Annotated in this window: 23 protein-coding genes; 17 read left to right on the top strand and 6 right to left on the bottom strand. The window is 67.6% G+C overall.

Translation table 11 applies throughout. The features are described 5' to 3' along the window. Nucleotides 1–48 precede the first annotated feature (48 nt). Genes VQ065_RS30875 through argE form a run of 4 tightly spaced genes read left to right on the top strand, consistent with a single transcriptional unit; the run spans nt 49 to nt 3,722 of the window. The gene (locus VQ065_RS30875; protein ID WP_003096737.1) at nt 49–1,401 is read left to right on the top strand and encodes a flavin-containing monooxygenase; all 1,353 of its coding nucleotides are present in this window, start codon (nt 49–51) and stop codon (nt 1,399–1,401) included. Continuing rightward, nucleotides 1,401–1,823 carry a RidA family protein gene (locus tag VQ065_RS30870; RefSeq protein WP_003096732.1) on the top strand — a complete coding sequence of 141 codons (423 nt, stop codon included), beginning with the start codon at nt 1,401–1,403 and terminating at the stop codon, nt 1,821–1,823. The genes VQ065_RS30875 and VQ065_RS30870 overlap by 1 nt, the downstream gene beginning before the upstream one ends. Nucleotides 1,824–1,836: 13 nt before the next feature. Beyond that, nucleotides 1,837–2,511, top strand: coding sequence for a DUF1028 domain-containing protein (locus VQ065_RS30865; RefSeq protein ID WP_003096726.1), 675 nt, complete (start codon nt 1,837–1,839; stop codon nt 2,509–2,511). A 56-nt stretch (nt 2,512–2,567) separates the two neighbouring features. Further along, nucleotides 2,568–3,722 carry an acetylornithine deacetylase gene (gene argE / locus VQ065_RS30860; RefSeq protein WP_003096724.1) on the top strand — a complete coding sequence of 385 codons (1,155 nt, stop codon included), beginning with the start codon at nt 2,568–2,570 and terminating at the stop codon, nt 3,720–3,722. On the opposite strand, the gene cdhR is transcribed toward argE, so the two are convergent. Continuing rightward, complete coding sequence (gene cdhR, locus VQ065_RS30855; RefSeq protein WP_003096721.1) at nt 3,652–4,662, bottom strand: HTH-type transcriptional regulator CdhR; 1,011 nt, start codon at nt 4,660–4,662, stop codon at nt 3,652–3,654. The genes argE and cdhR overlap by 71 nt on opposite strands. 210 nt (nt 4,663–4,872) lie before the next feature. Here cdhR and VQ065_RS30850 point away from each other — a divergent pair, with 210 nt between their 5' ends. From VQ065_RS30850 to VQ065_RS30830, 5 genes are all read left to right on the top strand, one after another. Then, nucleotides 4,873–5,811, top strand: coding sequence for a choline ABC transporter substrate-binding protein (locus VQ065_RS30850; RefSeq protein ID WP_003096718.1), 939 nt, complete (start codon nt 4,873–4,875; stop codon nt 5,809–5,811). 72 nt (nt 5,812–5,883) lie between these two features. Continuing rightward, on the top strand, nt 5,884–6,768 hold the full coding sequence (locus tag VQ065_RS30845) for a 3-keto-5-aminohexanoate cleavage protein (protein ID WP_003096716.1): 885 nt from the start codon (nt 5,884–5,886) through the stop codon (nt 6,766–6,768). A 50-nt stretch (nt 6,769–6,818) separates the two neighbouring features. Continuing rightward, complete coding sequence (locus VQ065_RS30840) at nt 6,819–7,784, top strand: L-carnitine dehydrogenase (RefSeq protein ID WP_003096713.1); 966 nt, start codon at nt 6,819–6,821, stop codon at nt 7,782–7,784. Nucleotides 7,785–7,834: 50 nt separating this feature from the next. Next, nucleotides 7,835–8,314, top strand: a complete 480-nt coding sequence (locus tag VQ065_RS30835; protein ID WP_003096710.1) for a thioesterase family protein — start codon at nt 7,835–7,837, stop codon at nt 8,312–8,314. A gap of 5 nt (nt 8,315–8,319) precedes the next feature. Continuing rightward, nucleotides 8,320–9,285 (top strand): acylcarnitine hydrolase, encoded by a 966-nt coding sequence (locus VQ065_RS30830; RefSeq protein ID WP_003096707.1) that lies wholly within the window; start codon nt 8,320–8,322, stop codon nt 9,283–9,285. Here the strand turns inward: VQ065_RS30830 and VQ065_RS30825 are convergent. Beyond that, nucleotides 9,259–10,326 (bottom strand): YeiH family protein, encoded by a 1,068-nt coding sequence (locus tag VQ065_RS30825; protein WP_003096705.1) that lies wholly within the window; start codon nt 10,324–10,326, stop codon nt 9,259–9,261. The two genes, VQ065_RS30830 and VQ065_RS30825, sit on opposite strands and share 27 nt — an antisense overlap. A gap of 107 nt (nt 10,327–10,433) precedes the next feature. Between VQ065_RS30825 and VQ065_RS30820 the strand changes: the two genes are divergently transcribed. Then, on the top strand, nt 10,434–11,327 hold the full coding sequence (locus VQ065_RS30820; protein WP_003096704.1) for a LysR family transcriptional regulator: 894 nt from the start codon (nt 10,434–10,436) through the stop codon (nt 11,325–11,327). A 268-nt stretch (nt 11,328–11,595) separates the two neighbouring features. Beyond that, complete coding sequence (locus VQ065_RS30815; protein ID WP_003096701.1) at nt 11,596–11,844, top strand: hypothetical protein; 249 nt, start codon at nt 11,596–11,598, stop codon at nt 11,842–11,844. A 45-nt stretch (nt 11,845–11,889) separates the two neighbouring features. Here VQ065_RS30815 and VQ065_RS30810 read toward each other — a convergent pair whose 3' ends face one another. Both VQ065_RS30810 and VQ065_RS30805 read right to left on the bottom strand, forming a co-directional pair. Next, a complete protein-coding gene (locus VQ065_RS30810) occupies nt 11,890–12,993 on the bottom strand; it encodes a GlxA family transcriptional regulator (protein WP_003096699.1) in 1,104 nt (367 codons plus the stop codon). 419 nt (nt 12,994–13,412) lie between these two features. After that, a complete protein-coding gene (locus VQ065_RS30805) occupies nt 13,413–14,789 on the bottom strand; it encodes an L-serine ammonia-lyase (protein WP_003096698.1) in 1,377 nt (458 codons plus the stop codon). Nucleotides 14,790–15,252: 463 nt separating this feature from the next. Between VQ065_RS30805 and VQ065_RS30800 the strand changes: the two genes are divergently transcribed. The 3 genes from VQ065_RS30800 to choV are packed head-to-tail and all read left to right on the top strand — an operon-like array spanning nt 15,253 to nt 18,254. Further along, nucleotides 15,253–16,191 carry a choline ABC transporter substrate-binding protein gene (locus tag VQ065_RS30800; protein WP_003096694.1) on the top strand — a complete coding sequence of 313 codons (939 nt, stop codon included), beginning with the start codon at nt 15,253–15,255 and terminating at the stop codon, nt 16,189–16,191. A 41-nt stretch (nt 16,192–16,232) separates the two neighbouring features. Beyond that, entirely contained in the window at nt 16,233–17,072 is an 840-nt protein-coding gene (choW, locus tag VQ065_RS30795; RefSeq protein ID WP_003096692.1) for a choline ABC transporter permease subunit, read from the top strand. Between the two features lie 3 nt (nt 17,073–17,075). Further along, on the top strand, nt 17,076–18,254 hold the full coding sequence (choV, locus tag VQ065_RS30790) for a choline ABC transporter ATP-binding protein (RefSeq protein ID WP_003096690.1): 1,179 nt from the start codon (nt 17,076–17,078) through the stop codon (nt 18,252–18,254). A 218-nt stretch (nt 18,255–18,472) separates the two neighbouring features. Here the strand turns inward: choV and VQ065_RS30785 are convergent, their stop codons facing one another. Continuing rightward, nucleotides 18,473–20,023, bottom strand: a complete 1,551-nt coding sequence (locus VQ065_RS30785; protein WP_025271450.1) for a BCCT family transporter — start codon at nt 20,021–20,023, stop codon at nt 18,473–18,475. A gap of 332 nt (nt 20,024–20,355) precedes the next feature. Between VQ065_RS30785 and betI the strand changes: the two genes are divergently transcribed. The 3 genes from betI to betA all read left to right on the top strand — a co-directional run bounded on the left by betI (nt 20,356) and on the right by betA (nt 24,303). Then, nucleotides 20,356–20,949, top strand: coding sequence for a transcriptional regulator BetI (betI, locus tag VQ065_RS30780; protein ID WP_003096684.1), 594 nt, complete (start codon nt 20,356–20,358; stop codon nt 20,947–20,949). 60 nt (nt 20,950–21,009) lie between these two features. Then, on the top strand, nt 21,010–22,482 hold the full coding sequence (betB, locus tag VQ065_RS30775) for a betaine-aldehyde dehydrogenase (protein ID WP_003096681.1): 1,473 nt from the start codon (nt 21,010–21,012) through the stop codon (nt 22,480–22,482). A gap of 135 nt (nt 22,483–22,617) precedes the next feature. Further along, nucleotides 22,618–24,303, top strand: a complete 1,686-nt coding sequence (betA, locus tag VQ065_RS30770) for a choline dehydrogenase (RefSeq protein WP_003096679.1) — start codon at nt 22,618–22,620, stop codon at nt 24,301–24,303. Between the two features lie 45 nt (nt 24,304–24,348). On the opposite strand, the gene VQ065_RS30765 is transcribed toward betA, so the two are convergent. Next, nucleotides 24,349–24,753, bottom strand: a complete 405-nt coding sequence (locus VQ065_RS30765; RefSeq protein WP_003096677.1) for an acyl-CoA thioesterase — start codon at nt 24,751–24,753, stop codon at nt 24,349–24,351. Nucleotides 24,754–24,929 lie beyond the last annotated feature (176 nt).

Below are 24,929 nucleotides of genomic sequence, written 5' to 3'. Positions count from 1 at the left end.
ATCACGCAACCGCAGAACAAGAACGACCAGAGTCCGAGGAACCGAGCCATGACCGACCTGAATCGCACCGCCTTGCCCTCGCGCACGGACGGGACCGTGGAAAAGACCGACACCCTCGTCGTCGGCGCCGGCCAGGCCGGCGTGGCGATGAGCGAGCACCTGAGCCGGCTCGGCGTGCCGCACCTGGTCCTGGAGCGCAACCGCATCGCCGAGGCCTGGCGCAGCGGACGCTGGGACTCGCTGGTGGCCAACGGCCCGGCCTGGCACGACCGCTTCCCGGGAATGGAATTCGACATCGATCCCGACGGTTTCCCCGGCAAGGACCAGGTGGCGGCCTATTTCGAGGCCTACGCGAAGAAATTCGACGCGCCGATCCGTACCGGCGTCGAGGTGAGGAAGGTGGTGCGCAATGTCGGCCGCCCCGGCTTCACCGTGGAAACCTCCGCCGGGACCATCGAGGCCAACCGCGTGGTCGCCGCCACTGGCCCGTTCCAGCGTCCGGTGATCCCGCCGATCGCGCCGCGCGACGAGCGTATCCGGCAGATCCACTCGGCCCACTACTACAACCCGCAGCAGCTGCCCGAAGGTGCGGTACTGGTGGTCGGCGCCGGTTCGTCGGGGGTACAGATCGCCGACGAGCTGCAACGTGCCGGGCGCCAGGTCTACCTCTCGGTGGGCGCTCATGACCGTCCGCCGCGTTCCTACCGCAACCGCGACTTCTGCTGGTGGCTGGGCGTGCTCGGCGAATGGGATGCGGAAGTCGCCAAGCCCGGGCGCGAGCATGTGACCATCGCCGTGAGCGGTGCCCGCGGCGGACATACCGTGGACTTCCGCGCCCTGGCGCATCAGGGCGTGACCCTGGTCGGACTGACCGAATCCTTCGTCGACGGCGTCGCGACCTTCCGGCCGGACCTGGCGGAGAACCTGGCGCGCGGCGACGAGAACTACCTGGCGTTGCTCGACGCCGCCGACGCCTATATCGCCCGCAACGGCCTTGACCTGCCGGAAGAGCCCGAGGCGCGCCGCCGGCTGCCGGACCCGCAGTGCGTGACCGATCCGATCCTCGAACTGGACCTGGCCGAGGCCGGGGTGGGCAGCATCATCTGGGCCACCGGCTATGCCGTCGACTTCGGCTGGCTGCAGGTCGATGCCTTCGACCGCGACGGCAAGCCGCGCCACCAGCGTGGTGTGTCCAGCGAACCCGGCGTGTATTTCATCGGCCTGCCCTGGCTGTCGCGGCGCGGCTCCTCGTTCATCTGGGGCGTCTGGCACGACGCGCGCCATGTCGCCGACCACATCGCCATCCAGCGCAAGTACCTCGCATACCGCGACGCCGCCCAGCGCCAGGAACAGGACCGCGCCTCGCAAGCTCCGCAAACCAGCCTCCAGGAAGTCAGCTGATGCCTACCCATACCCGCATTCGCATGTTCAACACCAAGGACACCTACCCCAACCAGTCCCTGGACAACGATCTCTGCCAGGCCGTGCGCGCCGGCAACACGGTGTACGTGCGCGGCCAGGTCGGCACCGACTTCGACGGCAACCTGGTCGGCCTCGGCGATCCGCGCGCCCAGGCCGAGCAGGCGATGAAGAACGTCAAGCAACTGCTTGAGGAAGCCGGCAGCGACCTCTCGCACATCGTCAAGACCACCACCTACCTGATCGATCCGCGCTACCGCGAGCCGGTCTATCGCGAAGTCGGCAAGTGGCTCAAAGGGGTGTTCCCGATCTCCACCGGACTGGTGGTCTCGGCCCTCGGCCAGCCGCAGTGGCTGATGGAGATCGACGTGATCGCGGTGATTCCCGACGACTGGCAGCAATGAGGAGGCGCGCGCCATGACCTTTTCCATCGTCGGCCGCTGCGCCGAAACCGGCCAGTTGGGCATCGCCATCAGCTCGTCGAGCATCGCCGTCGGCGCCCGTTGTCCCTGGCTGCGCGCCGGCACCGGCGCGGTGGCTACGCAGAACATCACCCTGCCGGCGCTCGGCCCGCAGATCCTCGACCGCCTCGACCAGGGCCTGGCCCCTGGCGAAGCGCTGGACCAGGCGCTGAGCAGCAACGGCTATGGCCAGTATCGCCAGGTCACGGTGATCGACCAGCACGGCCGCACCGCGTTGTTCACCGGCCGCGAGGCGCTCGGCGTCCACCATGCGCGGGCCGGCGAACAATGCGTGGCGGCCGGCAACCTGCTGGCCGCGCCGGAAGTGATCGAGGCGATGGTGGATGCCTTCGAGAACGCCGAAGGCCTGCTCGCCGAGCGCCTGCTGGCGGCGATGGGTGCCGCGCTGGCCGCTGGTGGCGAAGCCGGGCCGGTGCATTCGGCGGCGCTGTCGGTGGTCGGCGACCTGCTCTGGCCGGTGGTCGACCTGCGCGTCGACTGGGCCGAGCACGACCCCATCGGCCAGCTCGAGCGACTGTGGCTCGCCTACAAGCCGCAGATGCAGGACTATGTGACCCGCGCCCTCGACCCGACCCGTGCGCCGAGCTACGGCGTGCCCGGCGACGAGTGAGCGGGTCGTTCCCTTCCTCGACGGCGCAGCGCGAGACCTGCGCCCTGGAGCCCGACATGCCCGGCAGCCGCGACATCCTCGTCGACCTGGTGGCCTTCGACACCGTCAGCCGCGAGTCCAACCTGGCGCTGATCGACTACGTCCGCGACTACCTGGCGGGTTTCGGCGTCGACAGCGAACTGTTCTTCGACGCCGACGGCCGCAAGGCCAATCTCTATGCCACCATCGGCCCCAGCGACCGTGGCGGCGTCTGCCTTTCCGGGCATACCGACGTGGTGCCGGCGGACGGCCAGGCCTGGAGCGTGCCGCCGTTCCGGCTCAGCGAGCGCGATGGTCGCCTCTACGGGCGTGGCACGGCGGACATGAAGGGCTACCTGGCCTGCGTGCTGGCGGCCGTCCCGGCGTTCCTCGCCGCGCCGTTGCGCCTGCCGGTGCACCTGGCGTTCTCCTACGACGAGGAAGTCGGCTGCCTGGGCGTCCGTTCGCTGCTCGCGGCGCTGGAGCGGCGTCCGCACAAGCCGTTGCTGTGCATCATCGGCGAGCCCACCGAGCTGAAGCCGGTGCTCGGCCACAAGGGCAAGCTGGCCATGCGCTGCGAGGTGCACGGCGCGGCCTGCCATTCGGCCTACGCGCCGCAGGGGGTGAATGCCATCGAATACGCCGCGCGGCTGATCGGCCGCCTCGGCGAGATCGGCGCGCGCCTGGCGGCGCCGGAGCGCCACGACCGGCGTTTCGACCCGCCCTACTCGACGGTGCAGACCGGACTGATCCAGGGCGGCCGGGCGCTGAACATCGTGCCCGCCGAGTGCCGCTTCGACTTCGAGGTCCGCGCGCTGCCGGCGGACGACCCGCGGCAGGTCGCCGAGGAACTCCGTGACTATGCCGAAAGCGAACTGCTGCCGCGGATGCATGCGGTAGAGCGAAGTACCGATATCCGCTTCACGCCGCTATCGGCCTATCCCGGCCTGCTCACCGCAGACGACAGCCAGGCGGCGGAGCTGATCGGCCTGCTCAGCGGTTCGACGGATTTCTCCACCGTGGCCTTCGGCACCGAGGGCGGGCTGTTCCACCAGGCCGGTATCCCGGCGGTGATCTGCGGTCCCGGCAGCATGGACCAGGGCCACAAGCCGGACGAGTTCGTCAGCCTCGCTCAGCTCGAGGCGTGCGACGCCCTGCTGGCGCGCCTGGCGGCGTGGCTGCGGGAGCCTTGAGCGGCAGCACCGCGCGGTCCTGGCTGGGACTGGCGGCGAAGCGCGCGCGGTAGCTGCGGGAGAAGTACGACGGCGACTCGAAGCCGCAGGCCAGGCTCACCTGTAGCACGCTGAGGTCGGTCTGGCGCAGCAACTGGCGGGCCTTGTCCAGGCGCAGGCCGAGGTAGAAGTTCGAGGGCGTGTCGTCCAGGTGCACGCGGAACAGCCGTTCCAGCTGGCGGCGGGTGACCTGGATGCGCTCGGCCAGCTCCAGGGTGGTCAGTGGCGGCTCGGTATGCCGCTCCATCTCGCCGATCACCTGCACCAGCTTGCGGTTGCTCACGCCATAGCGGGTCGCCACCTGCAGGCGCTGGTGGTCCTGGCGCGGGCGGATGCGGCCGAGCACGAACTGCTCGGAAACCTGCACCGCCAGTTGCGGACCGTGGGCCTGGGCGATCAGGTCGAGCATCAGGTCGATGGAGGCGGTGCCGCCGGCCGAGGTGATGCGCGGACCGTCGATCTCGAACAGCTCCTGGGTCACGCTCAGTTGCGGGTAGGACTCCTGGAAGGCGTCGATGGCTTCCCAGTGCAGGGTCGCGCGGCGCCCGTCGAGCAGACCGGCCTCGGCCAGCACCACGCTGCCGGTATCGATGCCACCGAGGGTCACGCCGTTGCGATCGAGCTTGCGCAGCCACTGCACCAGTGCCGGGGTGACCGCCCGCAGCGGCTCGAAACCGGCCACCACGAACAGCAGGTCGCCTTTCTTCAGCGGCTCCAGCGCGCCGTCGCTGTTCACCGACATGCCATTGCTGGCCAGCACCGGACCGCCGTCGGCGCTGAGCACGTGCCAGCGATAGAGGTCGGCGTGGAAGCGGTTGGCCACGCGCAGTGGCTCCACGGCGGAAACGAAGCCCATTACCGAGAAGCCGGGCAGCAGGAGAAACCAGAAGTCCTGGGACATGGGGCGCTCCGGGGTTGAGGTTGCGCAGCCTGTGTGTAGCGCAGGCCCGCCGCGCTTGGCAATGGCCAGGTCGCTGCAGTGCAAGAGCTGGTCGCCGCAGTGCGCTTCGCCGCCGTCCCGGCTGCGTACCTTGGTCGCCAGGGTCGGTCTCGCAAGGGGCCGGCGCCCACCTCGCAGAAAAACAATCAATAGCCGCACGAGGGGAGACCGATGAAGACGACGATTCGCCAGCTGGGCTGCGCCCTGCTGATCCTGGCCAGTGGCGCCGCCCTGGCCGCCGAACCCGAGCAGTGCCGCACGGTGCGCCTGGGCACGGTGAACTGGACCGACGTGGTCGCCAGCAGCGCCGTGGCCGAAGCCTTGCTCGACGGCCTGGGCTACCAGGTGAAGCAGACCAGCGCCTCGCAACAGATCGTCCTGGCCGGCCTGGCAGACAAGCAGCTGGACCTGTTCCTCGGCTACTGGCAACCGACCATGCAGCCGGTCGCCAGGCCTTACCTGGACAAAGGCCGGATCGAAGTGATCGAGCCGCCGACCCTGGCCGACGCGCAGTCCACCTATGCGGTGCCGAGCTACGTCGCCGAGGGCGGGCTGAAGACCTTCGCCGACATCGCCCGCTTCAAGGACAAGCTTGGCGGCCGCATCTACGCCATCGAGCCGGGCAGCGGCTCGAACCGCATCACCCGGAAGATGATCGACGACAACCGTTTCGGCCTGAAGGGCTTCCAGCTGGTGGAGTCCAGCGAGGCCGGGATGCTCACGGCGGTGAAGCGGGCGATCAAGCGCAAGCAGTGGGTGGTGTTCTTCGGCTGGAAGCCGCATCCGATGAACCTGCAGATCGACATGACCTACCTCACCGGCAGCGAGGATGTGTTCGGTCCCGACGAAGGCGCGGCCACCGTCTCCACCATGACCGCCGCCGGCTACCAGGCGCAGTGCGGCAACGTCGCCCGGCTGCTGCACAACCTGCGCTTCAGCAGCGCCCAGGTCAGCCAGGTGATGGCGCCGATCCTCGATCGCACCCAGCCCCTCGACGCCGCGCGCCAGTGGCTGAAGGCCAACCCCGAGCCGCTGAAGGCCTGGCTGGATGGCGTGAGCACCTTCGACGGCAAGGACGGCCTGGCCGCGCTCCAGGCCTCGCTGAAGTAACCCGCACCTATCCGTTCCGCCCGGCGCGGCCGGGCGGGGCTTCGTACACCCCGAATACAGGAAGCTACCACCGTGAACCATGAAGTCATCGTCACCTGCGCGGTGACCGGCGCCGGCGATACCGTCGGCCGGCATCCGGCGATCCCGGTCACTCCGAAACAGATTGCCGAGGCCGCCATCGAGGCGGCCAGGGCCGGCGCCACCGTCGCCCACTGCCACGTCCGCGACCCCGCCACCGGCAAGCCCAGTCGCGACGTGGCGCTGTACCGCGAAGTGGTCGAGCGTATCCGCGAAAGCGACACCGACGTGATCATCAACCTCACCGCCGGCATGGGCGGCGACCTGGAGATCGGCAAGGGCGAGCAGCCTCTGGAGTTCGGTGCCGGCACCGACCTGGTCGGTCCGCTGGAGCGGCTCAGGCATGTCGAGGAGCTGCTGCCGGAAATCTGCACCCTGGACTGCGGCACCCTCAATTTCGGCGACGGCGACTACATCTACGTCTCCACCCCTGCGCAGCTGCGCGCCGGCGCCCGGCGCATCACCGAGCTGGGGGTCAAGGCCGAGCTGGAAATCTTCGATACCGGCCACCTCTGGTTCGCCAAGCAGATGCTCAAGGAAGGGCTGCTGGAGGACCCGCTGTTCCAGATCTGCCTGGGCATTCCCTGGGGTGCGCCGGCCGATACCACGACCATGAAGGCGATGGCCGACAACCTGCCGCCGGGGGCGACCTGGGCCGGCTTCGGCATCGGCCGCACGCAGATGCCGATGGTCGCTCAGGCCATGTTGCTGGGCGGCAACGTGCGGGTCGGCCTGGAGGACAACATCTGGCTGGACAAGGGCGTGCCGGCGAGCAACGGCAGCCTGGTGGAGCGCGCCATCGAGATCATCGAGCGCCTCGGCGGGCGCGCCCTGAGCCCGGCGGAAGGGCGCCGCAGGATGAACCTGAAGCCGCGCTGATTTCTTCCTCCCCGCCCCGTCGGGGGCGGGAACAACCTCTGGAGATGTCCATGTCCTTCGTCACCGAGATCAAGACCTTCGCCGCCCTCGGTAGCGGCGTCATCGGCAGCGGCTGGATCGCCCGCGCCCTGGCCCACGGCCTCGACGTCGTCGCCTGGGATCCGGCGCCGGGCGCCGAAGCGGCGTTGCGCGCGCGCGTCGCCAATGCCTGGCCGGCCTTGCGGAAACAGGGCCTAGCGCCCGGCGCGGCGCAGGAGCGCCTGCGCTTCGTCGCGAGCATCGAGGAATGCGTGGGCGACGCCGATTTCATCCAGGAGAGCGCCCCCGAGCGGCTCGACCTGAAGCTCGACCTGCACGCCAGGATCAGCGCCGCGGCGCGGCCCGACGTGCTGATCGGTTCGTCCACCTCGGGCCTGCTGCCCAGCGAGTTCTACGCCGAGGCGAGCCACCCCGAGCGCTGCCTGGTCGGCCACCCGTTCAACCCGGTCTACCTGCTGCCGCTGGTGGAGGTGGTCGGCGGCGAACGCACCGCTGCCGAGGCCGTGCGGGCGGCGATGCGGGTCTACGAGTCGCTGGGCATGCGTCCGCTGCACGTACGCAAGGAAGTGCCCGGCTTCATCGCCGACCGCTTGCTCGAGGCGCTCTGGCGCGAGGCGCTGCACCTGGTCAACGACGGCGTGGCCACGACCGGCGAGATCGACGATGCGATCCGCTTCGGCGCCGGCCTGCGCTGGTCGTTCATGGGCACCTTCCTGACCTACACCCTGGCCGGTGGCAACGCCGGCATGCGCCACTTCATGGCGCAGTTCGGCCCGGCGCTGCAATTGCCCTGGACCTACCTGCCGGCGCCGGAACTCACCGAGGCCCTGATCGACCGGGTGGTGGAGGGCACCGCCGAGCAGCAGGGCGCGCGCAGCATCGCCGAGCTCGAGCGCTACCGCGACGACTGCCTGCTGGCGGTGCTCGGGGCGATCAGGGAAACCAAGGCCCGGCACGGCTTCGCCTTCGCCGAGTGACATGACGCGCCTTCCGCCCCGCCGGGCGTAGCGCAACCACGGAGCCTGCCATGAGCCAAGCCCTGACGACCTACGAGACGCCGGTCCTGCCCGAGTGGGTGGACTACAACGGCCACTTGCGCGATGCCTTCTACCTACTGGTGTTCAGCTACGCCACCGATGCGCTGATGGCGCATATCGGCCTGGACAGCCAGAACCGCGACGCCAGCGGACACTCGCTGTTCACCCTGGAATGCCACCTGAACTTCCTCCACGAGGTGAAGGAGGGCGCCAGGGTCGAGGTGCGCACGCAACTGCTCGGTCACGATCGCAAGCGCCTGCATATCCACCATGCCCTGTACCTGCCTGGCAGCGGGCAGGCGCTGGCGCTGAGCGAGCAGATGCTGCTCCACGTCAGCCTCGACGGCCCGCGCTCGGTGCCGTTCGCAGGCGAGGTGCTGGCGCGGGTCGAGGCGCTCGCCGAGGCACATCGCGCGCTCCCCGTGCCGGAAGGTGTCGGTCGGGTGATCGGCCTGCCGCCGCTGCGCTGAGCGCGATGGCTGCGAAGTATCCGCTGTCTCCGGCGATGTGGCGCTTCGTCGAGCACAGCCGGGCGTTCGCCAGCGACAGTCCGCGCCTGGATGCGCAACGTGCGGCCTACGCGCGGATGTGCCAGGCGTTCGCGCCGCCGCGCCCGGCCGGTTTGCGGGTGCTCGACTCCTGCTTGCCGGCCGCGCCGCCGGTGCGCGTGCGCCGCTATCGCCCCGACCGCCCGGCACCGCCCGGCGGTTGGCCGGCGCTGCTCTACCTGCACGGTGGTGGCTGGATGCTCGGCGGCCTCGATTCACACGATTTCATCTGCGCCGACCTGGCGGCGCGCCTGGGCCTGCTGGTGCTGGCGGTGGATTACCGACTGGCGCCGGAGCATCCGTTCCCGGCGGCATTGCAGGATTGCCTGCGTGCCTGGCAGGCGCTGAGCCTGGGCGAGCTGGACGAAGCGCTGGATGGGCGACGCCTGCTGGTGGCCGGCGACAGCGCCGGCGGCAACCTGGCGGCGGCGCTGTGCCTGGCCCTGCGCGATGGCGGCGCGCCGTCGCCGGCCGCGCAGATATTGCTCTATCCCTTGCTGTCCGCTGCGCCATCGCCCTCGCGGATCGACTGCGCCGACGCGCCGTTGCTCGGCCTCGGCGATGTGCAGGCGTGCCTGGACGCCTACCTGCCGCTGGCGGCGCTGCAACGACAGCCGCTGGCGCTACCTCTGGAGGCCGCTGATTTCACTGGCCTGCCGCCGGCCTTCGTGGCGGTCGCCGAATTCGATCCGCTGCGCGACGACGGCGAGCGCTATGGCGCAGCGCTACGCGCGGCGGGTGGCGAGGCAGGGTTCTATCCGGGAAGCGGGCTGGTCCATGGCTGCCTGCGCGGCCACGGCATCGACGAGGTGGAAGCCCTGCACGAGGCCTTGCGGCGGGCCGTGCAGGGCTTCCTGGCGGAGGACTCAGGCGAGCGCCAGGCGGGTGAGTAATCCACCGCCGAGCACCAGCCAGGCGAATAGCAGGGCGGCCAGCAGCAGCGGTTTGAGGCCGGCGCGGCGGATCGCCGAGATGTGCGTGCCAAGGCCGAGGCCGGCCATCGCCATGGCCAGGAGGAAGGTGTCGAGGTCGTTGACGTGGCTGACCAGCGCCGGCGGCAGGCTGACCAGCGAGTTGAGCCCGGCGACCAGTGCGAAGCCGACGGCGAACCAGGGAATGGTGATCTTGGTCGCGCCGCTGTGCTGCCGGCGGTGCGCCTTGTCGCGTGCCAGCCAGGCCGAGAGCAGGATCAGGAAGGGCGCCAACATCATTACCCGGACCATCTTGGCGATCACCGCGGTATCCGCTGCCTCGATGCCGATCGAACGACCCGCGGCGACCACCTGGGCCACCTCATGCACCGTGGCACCGATGTACACGCCCCAGGTGCCAGGGTCGCGCGGTAGCAGCCCCCAGTCCTGGTCGAGCTGGAACAGCGCCGGATAGAGGAAGATGCCCAGGGTGCCGAACACCACCACGGTGGAAACCGCCACCGCGACCTGTTCGGCGCGGCCACGCACCACCGGCTCGGTGGCCATCACCGCGGCGGCGCCGCAGATCGAACTGCCGGCGCCGATCAGCAGGGTGGTGGTGCGGTCCAGGCCGAACAGCCGGGTGCCGAGCAGGCACGCCAGGCCGAAGGTGCTGGCGAGCATCAGGGCGTCCAGCAGCACGCCGTGCAATCCGACGCCGGCGATGTCCTGGAAGGTCAGGCGCAGGCCGTAGAGGATGATCCCGGCGCGCAGCAGGATCTGCTTGGAGAAGCCGACGCCGGCGGCGCTGCCGGCGGCGATCCGAGGGTACAGGGTGTTGCCGACGACGATGCCGAGCACGATGGCCAGGGTCAGCGCGCTGATGCCGTTGTGCTGCAACCATTGCGAACGACCCAGGAGGATCGCCACGCCGGCCAGGGCGGCGCTGAGCAGCAGGCCGGGGATGAGTTTCTGGACCTGGGCCAGGGGTCTGGTACCGGTCTTGACGGGGAGGGTGTGCATCCTTCGCTCCTCAGGTGAGGTCACGGGACGCAGGTTAGGTAGCGGGCATGAATTTGTGAAACAAATAGTTTCTGTATTAAATACCTGAAAAACAGGTAGGTGAGTCCATGGCCCTCAGTTTCCGTCAGCTCCAGATCTTCTGTGCGGTGGCTCGCTGCGGCAGTACCACGGCGGCGGCGGAATCCATCTCGCTGTCGCAGTCGGCCACCAGCGCCGCGCTCAACGAGCTGGAATCGCAGCTTTCCACGCGCCTGTTCGACCGGGTCGGCAAGCGCCTGCAACTGAACGAGGTCGGCCGCCGCTTCCTGCCCCAGGCATTGCGCCTGCTCGACGGGGTGGCGCAACTGGAGCAGCAGTTCGCGGTTTCCGCCGCGCCCCAGGCGAGCCTGACGGTGGCGGCCAGCAGCACCATCGGCAACTACGTGCTGCCGCGCCTGCTGGCCTCCTTCGAGCGGGAGCAGCCGGGCGTGAGGGTCAACGCCAGCATCGGCAACACCGGTTCGGCGGTGCAGGACGTGGTGACCTTCGCGGCGGACATCGGCCTCATCGAAGGCCCCTGCCACGAGCCGGGCCTGCGGGTGGAGCCCTGGCTCGAGGACAGCCTGATCGTGGTGGCGGCGCCCGGCCACCCGCTGGCCTTGCGCACCCAGGTCTCCCGCGAGGCCCTGCGCCGTGCGCGCTGGCTGCTGCGCGAGCCCGGCTCGGGCACGCGCGAAGAGGTCAGCCACGCCCTGCTGGGCCACCTGCATTACCTGGAAGACAGCCTGGACCTGGGCAGCTCCGAGGCGATCAAGCACAGCGTCGCCGCCGGGCTGGGCATCAGTTGCCTGTCGCGCTGGGTGGTCGAGGAACAGTTGGCCTCCGGCGCGCTGGTCGAACTGCGCAGCAGCCTGCCGCCGTTGCGCCGGCGCTTCTACATGCTGCGCCAGCGCGACAAGTTCCTCTCGCCGGGCTTCGAGCGCTTCTGGGAACACTGTCGGGCGGGACTCGACGCCGGTTAGCCGGCTCCCGGCAAAAAGATCCCCCTGCCGCGCCCGACGCGCGGAGGGGGATGAAAAAGGAGCCAGGAACGGCCCTCAGTGTGAGTCTGGCGTTTTCCGGAAGCCGTCCGCTGCATTCCGCAAGCCGCTGGAGGTGATTGTGGCGGTGTCGCTGATGGTCGAATTAGCCGAAAACGACCTGCCCATGTCCAGGCGGGACAGCCCCCTTGCCGGGAGCGACGTGGGCTCAGCAGAATCGATGGCAATCCCCATCGAAGGAGCTGCCGCGATGATGCACGCCGATCTGATCGACCAGGACGATTTCCGCGAACGCCTGCAGGCGCTGGGCTTCAGCGTGCCGCCGGACTCGACTCCGGAGCAGGCCTGCGAATACGCCGTGCGCGGCCTCAGCCCGGAGCGCGCCCAGGCGCTGCGGCGGCTGGTGGAGGACATGCTCGGCGGGCACGCCACGCTGCTGCCGGCGGTGCGCGAGGCGATTTCCCGGCAACTGCTGCCGGCGCTGGTGCCGCGGGGCTGACAAGGCCCTGCCCGCCCCGTGGACGGGGCGGGCAGGGACGCGCGGTCAGATCCGCACGCTGGCGAAGGTAGACTCGCCCTGCGCCTGGCTCAGGGCCGACAGCGCCGAGGAGTTGGGCATCAGCGCCAGGTCCTGCGGGATCGGCATCAGCACCACCGGCTGGCCCAGCGGCTGACCCTGGCGCTCGTCGCGCGGCGGGATGCCGAAGTACTCGCGGTAGCACTTGGAGAAGTGCGGGGTGGAGACGAAGCCGCAGACCGAGGCCACCTCGATGATCGACATGGACGTCTGCTTGAGCAACTGGCGGGCGCGGATCAGGCGCAGCTTCAGGTAGTAGCGCGACGGCGAGCAGTGCAGGTACTTCTGGAACAGCCGCTCGAGCTGGCGACGCGAGACGTTGACGTAGACCGCCAGTTCGTCGAGGTCGATCGGTTCCTCCAGGTTGGCCTCCATCAGCGCGACGATCTCCTGCAACTTCGGCTGGTTGGTGCCGAGCATGTGCTTGAGCGGCACGCGCTGGTGGTCCTGCTCGTTGCGGATGCGCTCGTAGATGAACATCTCGGAGATCGCCGCCGACAGCTCGCGGCCATGCTCGCGGCCGATCAGGTGCAGCATCATGTCCATCGGCGCGGTGCCGCCGGAAGAGGTGAAGCGGTTGCGGTCGATGGAGAACAGGCGGGTGCTCATGGCCACCCGGGGGAAGGCTTCCTGCATCGCCGCCAGGCATTCCCAGTGCACGCTGCAATCGTAGCCGTCGAGCAGGCCGGCGCGGGCCAGCGCCCAACTGCCGGTGCACACCGCGCCGAGGCGCCGACCCTGGCGGGCCTGGGCCTGGAGGAACGTGACGTGCTCGCGGGTGACGCTGCGCTGGATGCCGACGCCGCCGCAGACGATCACGCAATCCACCGCCGGGGCGTTGTCGGTACCGGCGTCGGGGGTGATCTGCAGGCCGTCGCTGGCCCAGACCTGGCGGCCGTCCAGGCTCAGCGTATGCCAGCGGTAGAGTTCGCGTCCCGAGAGCTGGTTGGCCATGCGCAACGGTTCCACCGCCGAGGCCAGGGAGATCAGGGTGAAGTTATCCAGCAGCAGGAAGCCGATGGACTGCGGATTTCGGTTCTGTGGCGGAACTCCGGGCGCGTACGTGGTCATGGGTGTATCTCCTCACGCTGAGCAAGCAGGCCTCTCACGAGGCTTTTTTTATGATTGTTGGAATTTCCGGGTGGCTGCTTGGGCCACGCCGTCGGCGTTGCTTGTAACCAGAGCAAGGCAAATGCCATGCCTATATTGATTGGTCGTTCAATCAAAAAAGCCGGAAGGCTTTAGCCCGGCATTTCCACTCGGGCCTGGCACAACGACAGCATGGGCGACGACTGGCGGCGCGCCGCGCGCTTGAGCATTTCGGTAGCACCAGGGCGGCCCCCGGCGAGAAGGCGGGGCAGCGGCCGTGGCGACAAAGGTAACGATGGGCGGCGAGCCGTTACTCCGCAGTGTGACGGATGACGACCGCCCGGTCACGCGTCATATGCGCCAAAAAGTGGCGTCTCGATCGTTTCGTGAGCAATTCCGGTTCAGCACTCGATGGCGTTCACCGCCAGGCCCCCGCGCGAGGTTTCCTTGTACTTGTCGTGCATGTCGGCACCGGTGTCGCGCATGGTGCGGATCACCTTGTCCAGCGAGATGAAATGCTGGCCGTCGCCGCGCAAGGCCATTTGCGCCGCGTTGATGGCCTTCACCGCGGCGATCGCGTTGCGCTCGATACAGGGTACCTGGACCAGCCCGCCAACCGGGTCGCAGGTCAGCCCGAGGTTGTGTTCCAGACCGATCTCGGCAGCGTTCTCGACCTGCGCCGGGGTGGCGCCGAGGACTTCCGCCAGGCCGGCGGCGGCCATCGCGCAGGCCGAGCCGACCTCGCCCTGGCAGCCGACCTCGGCGCCGGAAATCGAGGCGTTCTTCTTGCACAGGATGCCCACCGCGGCGGCGGCCAGCAGGTAGTCGACGACGTCGCGGTCCTGGGCGTCGGGATTGAACTTCATATAGTAGTGCAGCACCGCCGGGATGATCCCCGCCGCGCCGTTGGTGGGCGCGGTGACCATGCGTCCGCCGGCGGCGTTCTCCTCGTTCACCGCCAGGGCGAACAGGTTGACCCATTCCATGGCGCTGAGGGTCGAGCCGATCACGTTGGGCTTGCCGATCTCCTGCAGGTTGCGGTGCAGGCGCGCGGCGCGGCGTTGCACGTTGAGCCCGCCGGGAAGGATGCCTTCGTTGCGCAACCCGTTGTCGACGCAATCGCGCATCGCCTGCCAGATGCGCCGCAGGCCTTCGCGGATATCGGTCTCGCTGCGCCAGATGCGTTCGTTGGCCAGCATCAGCTCGGATACCCGCAGGTTGTGGCGCTTGCACAGCAGCAACAGTTCCTCGGCGCTGGAGAAGCCGTAGGGCAGCACCGTGTGGTCCTGGTCGAGCTGTCCCGAGGCGGCCTGTGCCGCATCGACCACGAAGCCCCCGCCCACCGAGTAGTAGGTCTCCTGGTGCAGTTCGCCTTGCTCGCCGTAGGCGACCAGGGTCATGGCGTTGGGGTGGTAGGGCAGGTTCTCGTCGAGCAGGCGCATGTCGCGCACCCAGTCGAACGGTACCGCCACGCGGCCGTCCAGTTGCAGCAGGCCGCTATCGAGCAGCGCGGCCATGCGCGGGGCGATCTGGGTCGGGTCGATACGATCCGGCCATTCGCCCATCAGGCCCATGATCACCGCGCGATCGGTGCCGTGGCCGACGCCGGTGGCGGACAGCGAGCCGTACAGGCGCACTTCGAGACGCCGCACCGCCGACAGCGCCTGGCGTTGGCGCAGGGCAGCGGTGAACAGCGCGGCGGCGCGCATGGGGCCAACGGTATGCGAACTGGACGGGCCGATACCGATCTTGAAAAGGTCGAACACACTGATAGCCATGCCGGCCTCCGGGATTGCCGCGGCATCCGTGCCTGCGTAGTGGGGGTGGCGGCTCCTCCGCCCGCGATTCCTGCGCATCATCGGGCTTTCCCCGAGGCGGGCCGCATCCGCCACCGACCCGGCCATGTCCAAAAGCGCCGCGTCCGCGCCCGGATCGGGGAACCTCTGCGGCCGGGGGGCGTCTGCACCTGCACGGCGTCGGAATGAGAACGGGCTCGCGCCGCTCCGAAAACGGCATCCGCTGGTCGCCGGCAAAGACCACTATGATTGAATGCGACACAGCGGGTACTGAATGCGACCCCGCCTGCACTGGTTGCGACTCACCCTGTAGGCGACGGATGCGTCCTGTTTCATGATCGTTCACGAATTGCCCGCTGAGGGCCGCTACCGGTCGGCCCGATACAGACAGACCGCCGCGCCCTTCGGGGTAGCGCCGGCGCCTTACCCTGCAGAGGAGTTCGCTATGAAAGGTTGCAAGTCTTGGCTGCTGGCCGTGTCTCTGTGCGCACCGCTGGCAGCCCAGGCCGCGGAGCCCGAATCCTGTGCGTCGGTGCGTTTCGCCGACGTCGGCTGGACCGACATCACAGTGACCACCGCGGTCACCCGCCAGGTCCTCGAGTCCCTCGGCTACAAGACCAAGGTCAATCTGCTCTCGGTGCCGGTGACCTACCGCTCCCTGGCCAACAACGACCTCGACGTATTCCTGGGCAACTGGATGCCCACCATGACCAACGACATCAAGCAGTACGCCGAGAAAGGCACGGTCGAGACGCTGCGCGCCAACCTGGAGGGCGCCAAGTACACCCTGGCGGTTCCCCAGTACGTCTACGACGGCGGCCTGCGCAGCTTCGCCGATATCGCGAAGTTCTCCGACAAGCTGGGCAACAAGATCTATGGCATCGAGCCGGGCAACGACGGCAACCGCGTCGCCCAGAGCATGATCGACAAGAACGCCTTCGAACTGGGCAAGTTCAAGTTGGTGGAATCCAGCGAGGCGGGCATGCTCTCGCAGGTGCAGCGGGCCATCCGGCGCAACCAGTGGGTGGTGTTCCTCGGCTGGGAGCCGCACCCCATGAATACCCGCTTCCAGATGAAGTACCTGGAAGGCGGCGACGACTTCTTCGGCCCCAACTATGGCGGCGCGACCATCTACACCAACGTGCGCAAGGGCTACACCCAGGAGTGCGCCAACGTCGGCCAACTGCTGAAGAACCTCAGCTTCACCCTCGAGATGGAGAACAAGCTGATGGACGCGGTACTCAACGAAAACAAGAAACCCGAGGAAGCCGCTAAGGCCTGGTTGAAGGATCACCCGGAACAGCTGGATGCCTGGCTGGCCGGTGTCACCACCCGCGACGGGCAGCCTGCCGCAGCCGCGGCCAAGCTGGCGTTCGCCAAGTAGGCGACCGGTCGTTCATTTCCCGCTCTTGATGGACCCTGATTATGTTCCTGACTGATCACAAGCTCCCGCTGGGAGAGCAGATCGCCGGTTTCGTCGACTGGCTGACCCTGCATGGCGCATCGTTCTTCGACAAGATCTCCGACACCCTGGAGTTCCTCATCCATGGCGTCACCAACGGCTTGCTCTGGTTCAACCCGCTGGTGCTGATCGCCTTGCTGGTAGGGCTGGTGCATTTCATCCAGCGCAGCTGGGGGCTGACCGTGTTCGCCCTGGCCTCGTTGCTGCTGATCCTCAACCTGGGCTACTGGCAGGAGACCATGGAAACCCTCGCCCAGGTGATATTCGCCACCCTGGTGTGCATCGCCGTGGGCGTGCCGCTGGGCATCGTCGCCGCGCACAAGCCGTGGTTCTACACCGCGCTGCGGCCGTTGCTGGACCTGATGCAGACGGTACCGACCTTCGTCTACCTGATCCCGACCCTGACCCTGTTCGGTCTCGGCGTGGTGCCGGGCCTGATCTCCACGGTGATCTTCGCCGTCGCCGCGCCGATCCGCCTGACCTGCCTGGGTATCCAGGACGTGCCGGCGGAGCTGCTCGACGCCGGCAAGGCCTTCGGCTGCTCGCGCTGGCAACTGCTGACGCGCATCGAGCTGCCGCACGCGATGCCGAGCATCGCCGCCGGCATCACCCAATGCATCATGCTCTCCCTGTCGATGGTGGTGATCGCCGCGCTGGTCGGCGCCGATGGCCTCGGCAAGCCGGTGGTGAACGCGCTGAACACCGCCGACATCTCCCTCGGCTTCGAAGCCGGCCTGGCCATCGTCCTGCTCGCCATCCTGCTCGACCGGGTGTGCAAGCAGCGCGCCGTGAAGGGGAAATAAGCCATGACTGCGATCCGATTCGACCATGTGGACGTCATCTTCGGCACCCACACCAAGGAAGCCCTGAAGCTCCTCGACCAGGGCCTCGGCCGCGCCGAGATCCTCAAGCGCACCGGCCAGGTGCTCGGCGTCGAGGACGCCTGCCTGGACGTCAACCGCGGCGAGATCTGCGTGCTGATGGGACTTTCCGGCTCCGGCAAGTCGAGCCTGCTGCGCTGCATCAACGGCCTGAACAAGGTCAGCCGCGGCAAGCTGCTGATCGAGCACGAAGGTTCGCAGGTGGACATCGCCAACTGCTCGCCGGCGACCCTCAAGGCCATGCGCACCAAGCGCATCGCCATGGTGTTCCAGAAGTTCGCCCTGATGCCCTGGCTGACGGTGGCCGAGAACGTCGGCTTCGGCCTGGAGATGCAGGGCCGTCCGGCCGCCGAGCGGAAGAAGCTGATCGACGAGAAGCTCGAGCTGGTCGGTCTCTCGCAGTGGCGCGACAAGCGTCCCGACTCGCTCTCCGGCGGCATGCAGCAGCGCGTCGGCCTGGCTCGCGCGCTGGCGATGGATGGCGACATCCTGCTGATGGACGAACCGTTCTCCGCCCTCGACCCGCTGATCCGCCAGCAATTGCAGGACGAACTGCTGGTGCTGCAACGGCAACTGCACAAGACCATCGTGTTCGTCAGCCACGACCTCGACGAGGCGCTGAAGATCGGCACCCGCATCGCGATCATGAAGGACGGCCGGATCATCCAGCACGGCAAACCGGAAGAGATCGTGCTGAGCCCGGCGGACGACTACGTGCGTACCTTCGTCGCCCATACCAACCCGCTCAACGTGCTGTGCGGCCAGAGTCTGATGCGTGGCCTCGACCAGTGCATCCGGCAGAACGACGAGATCTGCTTCGACCAGGGTCGCGACTGCTGGATCGGTCTCAGCGAAGGAGACGTGCTCAAGGGCGCGCGCCAGGGCAGCAACGTCATCGACCTGCAACGCTGGCGCCAGGGCGACCCGGTGGAGAAGCTGCGCCGCGAACCGACCCTGGTGGATGTCAGCATCCGGATGCGCGATGCCCTGCAGATTCGCTACCAGACCGGCCACAAGCTGGTCCTGCAGGAGCAGGACAGGGTGGTCGGGGTGCTCGGCGACAGCGAGCTGTACCACGCGCTGCTGGGCAAGAACCTCGGCTGATCCCCCACGGCCCCGCTCGGGGCTGCTGCGAATGCCCGGCGCTGCCGGGCATTCGCGTTTATCCTCCGCGCTTTTTCCGTCTGTTCTTCCTTTCGCACGCTCCCGCGCGCCGGTTCCTGCGGCATGCGACGGGCGCTGGGCGGCAGAAAAGAAAGGCCCGGCGAAACGCCGGGCCAAGTACGCACCTGATTGGCGAGGGCGCCCTAGCGGCGCCGGATTCAGGTCTGGTGCTGGGTTGGCGCCGGCACTGGCTGGTAGGTGCGGCGGTCGCCGACCTGGGCCTCGTAGTCGGCGCGCATGGCCTTGTGCAGGCCGAACATGAACAGGATCAGCACCGCCGAGAACGGTAGCCCGGCGAGCACCACGACGGTTTGCATCGCCGTGAAGTTGCCGGCGAACAGCAGGCCGATGGTGACTAGCGTGACGACGGCCGACCAGAGGATGCGCAGCCAGTTCGGCGCGTCCTCGTCCAGCTCGCCGCCGCTGCGCGAGAGATTGGCCAGCATCACCGAGCCGGAATCCGCCGGGGTGAGGAACAGCACGAAGCCGACGAAGATCGACAGGCCGATGACGATCTTCGACAGCGGATAGTGTTCCAGCAGCAGGTAGATCGACATCGACGGCTGTTCCAGCGCGGCCTTGCCCAGGTCGGTCGCGCCGTGGTTCATCACCAGGTCCAGGGCGCTGTTGCCGAATACCGACAGCCAGGCCAGGGTGAAGCCCAGCGGGATCAGCAGCACCCCGCAGACCAGTTCGCGCACGCTGCGACCGCGGGAGATGCGGGCGATGAACATACCGACGAAGGGCGCCCAGGAAATCCACCAGGCCCAGTAGAACAGGGTCCACAGGCCCAGCCATTCCTCGCTCTTGCCGGCGCCGGCACCGGTGTAGACGTAGAGGTCGAAGGTCTTCAGCACCAGGCCGTCGAGATAATCGCCGAGGTTCTGTACGAAGCCGTTGAGCAGTTCCAGGGTCGAACCGCAGACCAGCACGAACAGCAGCAGCGAGCTGAACAGCACGATATTCAGGTTGGACAGCCGGCGGATGCCTTTCTCGACACCGGAGACCGCCGCCAGGGTGGCGACCAGGCTCATCGCCAGGATCACCGCCAGCAGGGTGCCTTTGCTGTGCGGCATGCCGGTCAGGTACTCGAGACCGGACGACACCTGCAAGGCGCCGATGCCCAGATTGGTCACCAGCCCGAGAAGGGTGACGAAGATGCCGAAGCAATCCACCGCGTGGCCCGCGGCGCCTTTCACCCAGCGCTCGCCGAGGATCGGATAGAGCGCCGAGCGCAACGCCAGCGGCTGGCGATGGCGGTAGGCGAAATAACCGACGGCGAGGCCGACCAGGGCATAGATCGCCCAACCGTGCAGGCCCCAGTGGAGGAAGGTCAGTTGCAGCGCCTGGCGCGCCGCCTGAGGGCTGCCGGGAACGCCTTCGGGCGGGTGGTAGAGGTGGTCGATCGGCTCGGATGCGGCGAAGTAGAGCAGCGAGATGCCGATCCCGGAGGAGAACAGCATGCCGGCCCAGGCGCCGTAGCTGAAGTCCGGCTTTTCATGCTCCTCGCCGAGCTTGAGGGTGCCGAAGCGCGAGAAGGCCACCCAGGCGACGAAGAACAGGTAGGCGCCGATGGCCAGCATGTAGTACCAGCCGAAGCTGTGCGACAGCCACGCCTGGATGCGGCCGAGCAAGGCTCCGGCGCTGTCGGGATAGAGGATGAGGGCGGCGGTCAGAACCAGGATCAGTGCGGTCGAGCCGAAGAACACGATCGGATTCAGACGTACCTGCTCGTTTGTTTTTATTGGCGAAGCAGTACTCATTGGAGGATGACCCCATGGCAGTGAAAGCATGGCGGCTTATGGCCGCGGACTACAGACACAGCATTGCCACCCCACTTGAAGCCCGGATTCTGCGATCCTTGGCGGACTTCGGCGACGAGGTGATGAACGGCGCGGGCCAGGTTGCACGCAGGCTGGGAGCCGCTCATGGACGCCGAGCTTATTCTTAGTTGATTGAACGTTCAATAAAAACAAAATAGACTGGCCACCAATGACGTCGGTCGGTGCCCGCACGCACCTATCGACGAGAGGAGATAGCAATGCCCAAGGTCGGTATGCAGCCCATCCGCCGCTCGCAACTGATTCACGCCACCCTGGAGGCGGTCGATCAGGTCGGCATGGGAGACGCCAGCATCGCCCTGATTGCCCGCCTGGCGGGTGTTTCCAACGGCATCATCAGCCACTACTTCCAGGACAAGAACGGCTTGCTGGAAGCGACCATGCGGCACCTGCTCAGCGCCTTGAGCAAGGCCGTACGCGAACGCCGCGCGGCGCTCTACGACGACAGTCCGAGGGCGCACCTGCGAGCGATCGTCGAAGGCAACTTCGACGACAGCCAGGTCAATGGTCCGGCGATGAAGACCTGGCTGGCGTTCTGGGCGACCAGCATGCACCAGCCGGCACTGCGTCGATTGCAGCGGGTCAACGACCATCGCCTGTATTCGAACCTGTGCTACCAGTTCCGCCGGCAGCTCTCGGCGGACGACGCCCGCGCCGCGGCACGCGGCCTGGCGGCCCTGATCGACGGCCTGTGGTTGCGTGGCGCGCTGACCGGCGACGCCTTCGATACCGACGAGGCCTTGAACATCGCTTACGACTACCTCGACCAGCAGTTGGCAAAACAGTCGGGGTAGGGACGAAAACCCCCGCGGCGCCGCCTTGCGCCTGCGATACCGATAAGAGAGGACTGCAACATGGCCCGATTCGAAGAACAGAAGCTCTACATTGGCGGTCGCTACGTGGAGGCCAGCAGTGGCGCCACCTTCGAGACCATCAACCCGGCCAACGGCGAAGTGCTCGCCAAGGTCCAGCGGGCTTCCAGGGAAGACGTCGAGCGGGCCGTGCAGAGCGCCGTCGAGGGGCAGAAGGTGTGGGCGGCGATGACCGCCATGCAGCGCTCGCGCATCCTCCGTCGCGCCGTCGACATCCTCCGCGAGCGCAACGACGAACTGGCCGCCCTGGAAACCCTGGATACCGGCAAGCCGCTGGCGGAAACCCGCTCGGTGGACATCGTCACCGGCGCCGACGTGCTCGAGTACTACGCCGGCCTGGTCCCGGCCATCGAAGGCGAGCAGATTCCCCTGCGCGAAACCAGTTTCGTCTACACCCGCCGCGAGCCGCTGGGCGTGGTCGCCGGCATTGGCGCCTGGAACTACCCGGTGCAGATCGCCCTGTGGAAATCCGCCCCGGCCCTCGCTGCCGGCAACGCGATGATCTTCAAGCCCAGCGAAGTCACCCCGCTGACTGCCCTCAAGCTGGCCGAGATCTACACCGAGGCCGGCGTGCCGGACGGCGTGTTCAACGTGCTCACCGGCAGCGGACGCGAAGTCGGCCAGTGGCTGACCGAGCACCCGCTGATCGAGAAGATCTCCTTCACCGGTGGCACCTCCACCGGCAAGAAAGTCATGGCCAGCGCTTCCAGCTCGTCGCTGAAGGAAGTGACCATGGAGCTGGGCGGCAAGTCCCCGCTGATCATCTTCCCCGACGCAGACCTCGACCGTGCCGCCGACATCGCCGTCATGGCCAACTTCTTCAGCTCCGGCCAGGTCTGCACCAACGGCACCCGGGTGTTCATCCACCGTTCCCAGCAGGCCCGCTTCGAAGCCAAGGTACTGGAGCGCGTGCAGCGCATCCGTCTCGGCGACCCGCAGGACGAGAACACCAACTTCGGCCCGCTGGTCAGCTTCCCGCACATGGAAAGCGTGCTCGGCTACATCGAGTCCGGCAAGGCGCAGAAGGCTCGCCTGCTGTGCGGCGGCGAGCGTGTGACCGATGGAGCGTTCGGCAATGGCGCCTACGTCGCGCCGACCGTGTTCACCGATTGCCGCGACGACATGACCATCGTCCGCGAGGAAATCTTCGGCCCGGTGATGAGCATCCTGGTCTATGACGACGAAGACGAGGCGATCCGCCGCTCCAACGATACCGAGTACGGCCTCGCCGCCGGCGTCGTGACCCAGGACCTGGCCCGCGCCCACCGCGCCATCCATCGCCTGGAAGCCGGCATCTGCTGGATCAATACCTGGGGCGAGTCGCCGGCGGAAATGCCGGTCGGCGGTTACAAGCAATCCGGTGTCGGTCGCGAGAACGGTCTCACCACCCTGGCTCATTACACTCGCATCAAGTCCGTGCAAGTGGAGCTGGGCGACTACGCCTCGGTGTTCTGAGCCTCGACGCAGCGCTCGAACCCCTAACCAGGCCGGTCCCAGGCAACGCTCCCTGACACCGGCCATTCCGAACTTCCAGACACCGGCGCGCCAGCGTCGCGGCCGGTGTCATGCCGAGAAAAGAGGAAGGCCTGCATGTCCCAGGAATTCGACTACATCATCATCGGAGCCGGCTCTGCCGGTAACGTACTCGCTACCCGCCTCACCGAAGATGCCGACGTCAGCGTCCTGCTGCTCGAAGCCGGCGGTCCCGACTACCGCTTCGACTTCCGCACCCAGATGCCGGCGGCCCTTGCCTTCCCGCTGCAGGGGCGGCGCTACAACTGGGCCTACGAGACCGACCCCGAGCCCTACATGAACAACCGCCGCATGGAGTGCGGTCGCGGCAAGGGCCTGGGCGGCTCCTCGCTGATCAACGGCATGTGCTATATCCGCGGCAACGCCCTGGACTTCGACGGCTGGGCCAAGGAGCCGGGCCTCGAGGACTGGAGCTACCTCGATTGCCTGCCGTACTTCCGCAAGGCGGAAACCCGGGACATCGGCCCCAACGACTACCATGGCGGCGACGGCCCGGTCAGCGTGACCACGCCGAAGGCCGGCAACAACCCACTGTTCCATGCGATGGTCGAGGCCGGCGTGCAGGCCGGCTACCCGCGAACCGATGACCTCAACGGCTACCAGCAGGAAGGCTTCGGCCCCATGGACCGGACCGTCACCCCGGAGGGCCGTCGCGCCGCCACCGGGCGCGGCTACCTGGACCAGGCCCGCGGCCGGCCCAACCTGACCATCGTCACCCACGCCCTGAGCGACCGCATCCTGTTCAGCGGCAAACGCGCTATCGGCGTCTCCTACCTGGTGGGCAACGGCGACAACCCGGCCACCGCCCACGCCCGCCGCGAAGTATTGGTGTGCAGCGGCGCGATCGCCTCGCCGCAATTGCTGCAACGCTCCGGCGTCGGCCCGGCGGCCCTGCTGCGCGACCTGGACATCCCGGTGGTGCATGACCTGCCGGGCGTCGGCGCCAACCTGCAGGATCACCTGGAACTCTACCTGCAGTACGCCTGCAAGCAGCCGGTGTCGATCTACCCGGCGACCAAATGGTGGAACCAGCCTGCCATCGGTGCCCAGTGGCTGTTCCTCGGCAAGGGCCTCGGCGCCAGCAACCAGTTCGAGGCTGGCGGCTTCATCCGAACCCGCGAAGCGTTCGAATGGCCGAACATCCAGTTCCATTTCCTCCCGGTGGCGATCAACTACAACGGCAGCAAGGGCGTGCAGGAGCACGGCTTCCAGGCGCACATGGGCTCGATGCGCTCGCCGAGCCGCGGGCGCATCCACCTGAAGTCCAGGGACCCGCGCCAGCATCCGAGCATCCTGTTCAACTACATGTCCCACGAGCAGGACTGGCAGGAGTTCCGCGACGGCATCCGGCTGACCCGCGAGATCATGAACCAGCCGGCGCTGGACCCCTATCGGGGCCGCGAGTTGAGCCCAGGGGTGAACGTGCAGTCGGACGCCGAACTCGACGAGTTCATCCGCAACCATGCGGAGACCGCTTTCCACCCATCCTGCTCGTGCAAGATGGGCAGCGACGACATGGCGGTGGTCGATGGCCAGGGACGGGTCCACGGCATGGAAGGACTGCGAGTGGTGGATGCGTCGATCATGCCGCTGATCATCACCGGCAACCTCAATGCCACCACCATCATGATGGCCGAGAAGATCGCCGACAGGATCCGCGGTCGCCAGCCGCTGCCGCGCAGCACGGCGAAGTACTACGTGGCCGGGGATGCGCCGGTACGCGGCAACCCCGTGCGGGCCTGAGGAGCGCGCAAACAAGAACGCCGGCGATAGCCGGCGTTCCTGCGTCTAGCCCCGGCGTGGCGGGACCGGGCGGGTGCGCCCGCTGCCATCGATGGCGACGAACACGAACACCGCCTCGGTGACTTTGCGCCATTCGCTGGACAACGGGTCGTCGCTCCACACCTCGACCAGCATGCGGATCGAGCTGCGACCGACTTCCAGGGTCTGGGTATAGAAGGAAAGCTGGGCACCTACCGCGACCGGCACCATGAAGGCCATGCGGTCGATGGCGACGGTGGCGATACGGCCGCCGGCGATCTTGCTGGCCATGGCGGTTCCCGCCAGGTCCATCTGGGATACCAGCCAACCGCCGTAGATATCGCCGAAACCGTTGGTTTCGCGCGGCAGCGCGGTAATCTGCAAGGCCAGGTCTCCCTGGGGAATGGGGTCTTCTTGTTCAAGCTCGATCATAGGTAAGGGCCTCGTGCCCCCCGGATTTCTTGTTCAAGCGCGGTTTAGGGGAAAACTCTCCCAAAACGCCTGCCGGTGCAAGGTCTTGGGACAGCTTTCAGAGGCGCCCGGGCATTATATAGAGGAGTAGGGCGGCCGACGACCGCCCGGTTCTCTCTTCGACCGACTGTGTGGAC

The organism is Pseudomonas sp. KBN10P06128, from assembly GCF_037574945.1.
Taxonomy (GTDB): domain Bacteria; phylum Pseudomonadota; class Gammaproteobacteria; order Pseudomonadales; family Pseudomonadaceae; genus Pseudomonas; species Pseudomonas aeruginosa.
Note: the sequence above shows the minus strand (reverse complement) of the source record. Positions and strands in the feature narration are given on the sequence as shown.

What these genes read in the sequence shown, in the direction of transcription:
- VQ065_RS30875 (WP_003096737.1), top strand. Translation starts at nt 49, where the DNA reads ATGACCGACCTGAATCGCACCGCCTTGCCCTCGCGCACGGACGGGACC.
- VQ065_RS30870 (WP_003096732.1), top strand. Translation starts at nt 1,401, where the DNA reads ATGCCTACCCATACCCGCATTCGCATGTTCAACACCAAGGACACCTAC.
- VQ065_RS30865 (WP_003096726.1), top strand. Translation starts at nt 1,837, where the DNA reads ATGACCTTTTCCATCGTCGGCCGCTGCGCCGAAACCGGCCAGTTGGGC.
- argE (WP_003096724.1), top strand. Translation starts at nt 2,568, where the DNA reads ATGCCCGGCAGCCGCGACATCCTCGTCGACCTGGTGGCCTTCGACACC.
- cdhR (WP_003096721.1), bottom strand. Translation starts at nt 4,662, where the DNA reads ATGTCCCAGGACTTCTGGTTTCTCCTGCTGCCCGGCTTCTCGGTAATG.
- VQ065_RS30850 (WP_003096718.1), top strand. Translation starts at nt 4,873, where the DNA reads ATGAAGACGACGATTCGCCAGCTGGGCTGCGCCCTGCTGATCCTGGCC.
- VQ065_RS30840 (WP_003096713.1), top strand. Translation starts at nt 6,819, where the DNA reads ATGTCCTTCGTCACCGAGATCAAGACCTTCGCCGCCCTCGGTAGCGGC.
- VQ065_RS30835 (WP_003096710.1), top strand. Translation starts at nt 7,835, where the DNA reads ATGAGCCAAGCCCTGACGACCTACGAGACGCCGGTCCTGCCCGAGTGG.
- VQ065_RS30830 (WP_003096707.1), top strand. Translation starts at nt 8,320, where the DNA reads ATGGCTGCGAAGTATCCGCTGTCTCCGGCGATGTGGCGCTTCGTCGAG.
- VQ065_RS30825 (WP_003096705.1), bottom strand. Translation starts at nt 10,326, where the DNA reads ATGCACACCCTCCCCGTCAAGACCGGTACCAGACCCCTGGCCCAGGTC.
- VQ065_RS30820 (WP_003096704.1), top strand. Translation starts at nt 10,434, where the DNA reads ATGGCCCTCAGTTTCCGTCAGCTCCAGATCTTCTGTGCGGTGGCTCGC.
- VQ065_RS30815 (WP_003096701.1), top strand. Translation starts at nt 11,596, where the DNA reads ATGATGCACGCCGATCTGATCGACCAGGACGATTTCCGCGAACGCCTG.
- VQ065_RS30810 (WP_003096699.1), bottom strand. Translation starts at nt 12,993, where the DNA reads ATGACCACGTACGCGCCCGGAGTTCCGCCACAGAACCGAAATCCGCAG.
- VQ065_RS30805 (WP_003096698.1), bottom strand. Translation starts at nt 14,789, where the DNA reads ATGGCTATCAGTGTGTTCGACCTTTTCAAGATCGGTATCGGCCCGTCC.
- VQ065_RS30800 (WP_003096694.1), top strand. Translation starts at nt 15,253, where the DNA reads ATGAAAGGTTGCAAGTCTTGGCTGCTGGCCGTGTCTCTGTGCGCACCG.
- choW (WP_003096692.1), top strand. Translation starts at nt 16,233, where the DNA reads ATGTTCCTGACTGATCACAAGCTCCCGCTGGGAGAGCAGATCGCCGGT.
- choV (WP_003096690.1), top strand. Translation starts at nt 17,076, where the DNA reads ATGACTGCGATCCGATTCGACCATGTGGACGTCATCTTCGGCACCCAC.
- betI (WP_003096684.1), top strand. Translation starts at nt 20,356, where the DNA reads ATGCCCAAGGTCGGTATGCAGCCCATCCGCCGCTCGCAACTGATTCAC.
- betB (WP_003096681.1), top strand. Translation starts at nt 21,010, where the DNA reads ATGGCCCGATTCGAAGAACAGAAGCTCTACATTGGCGGTCGCTACGTG.
- betA (WP_003096679.1), top strand. Translation starts at nt 22,618, where the DNA reads ATGTCCCAGGAATTCGACTACATCATCATCGGAGCCGGCTCTGCCGGT.
- VQ065_RS30765 (WP_003096677.1), bottom strand. Translation starts at nt 24,753, where the DNA reads ATGATCGAGCTTGAACAAGAAGACCCCATTCCCCAGGGAGACCTGGCC.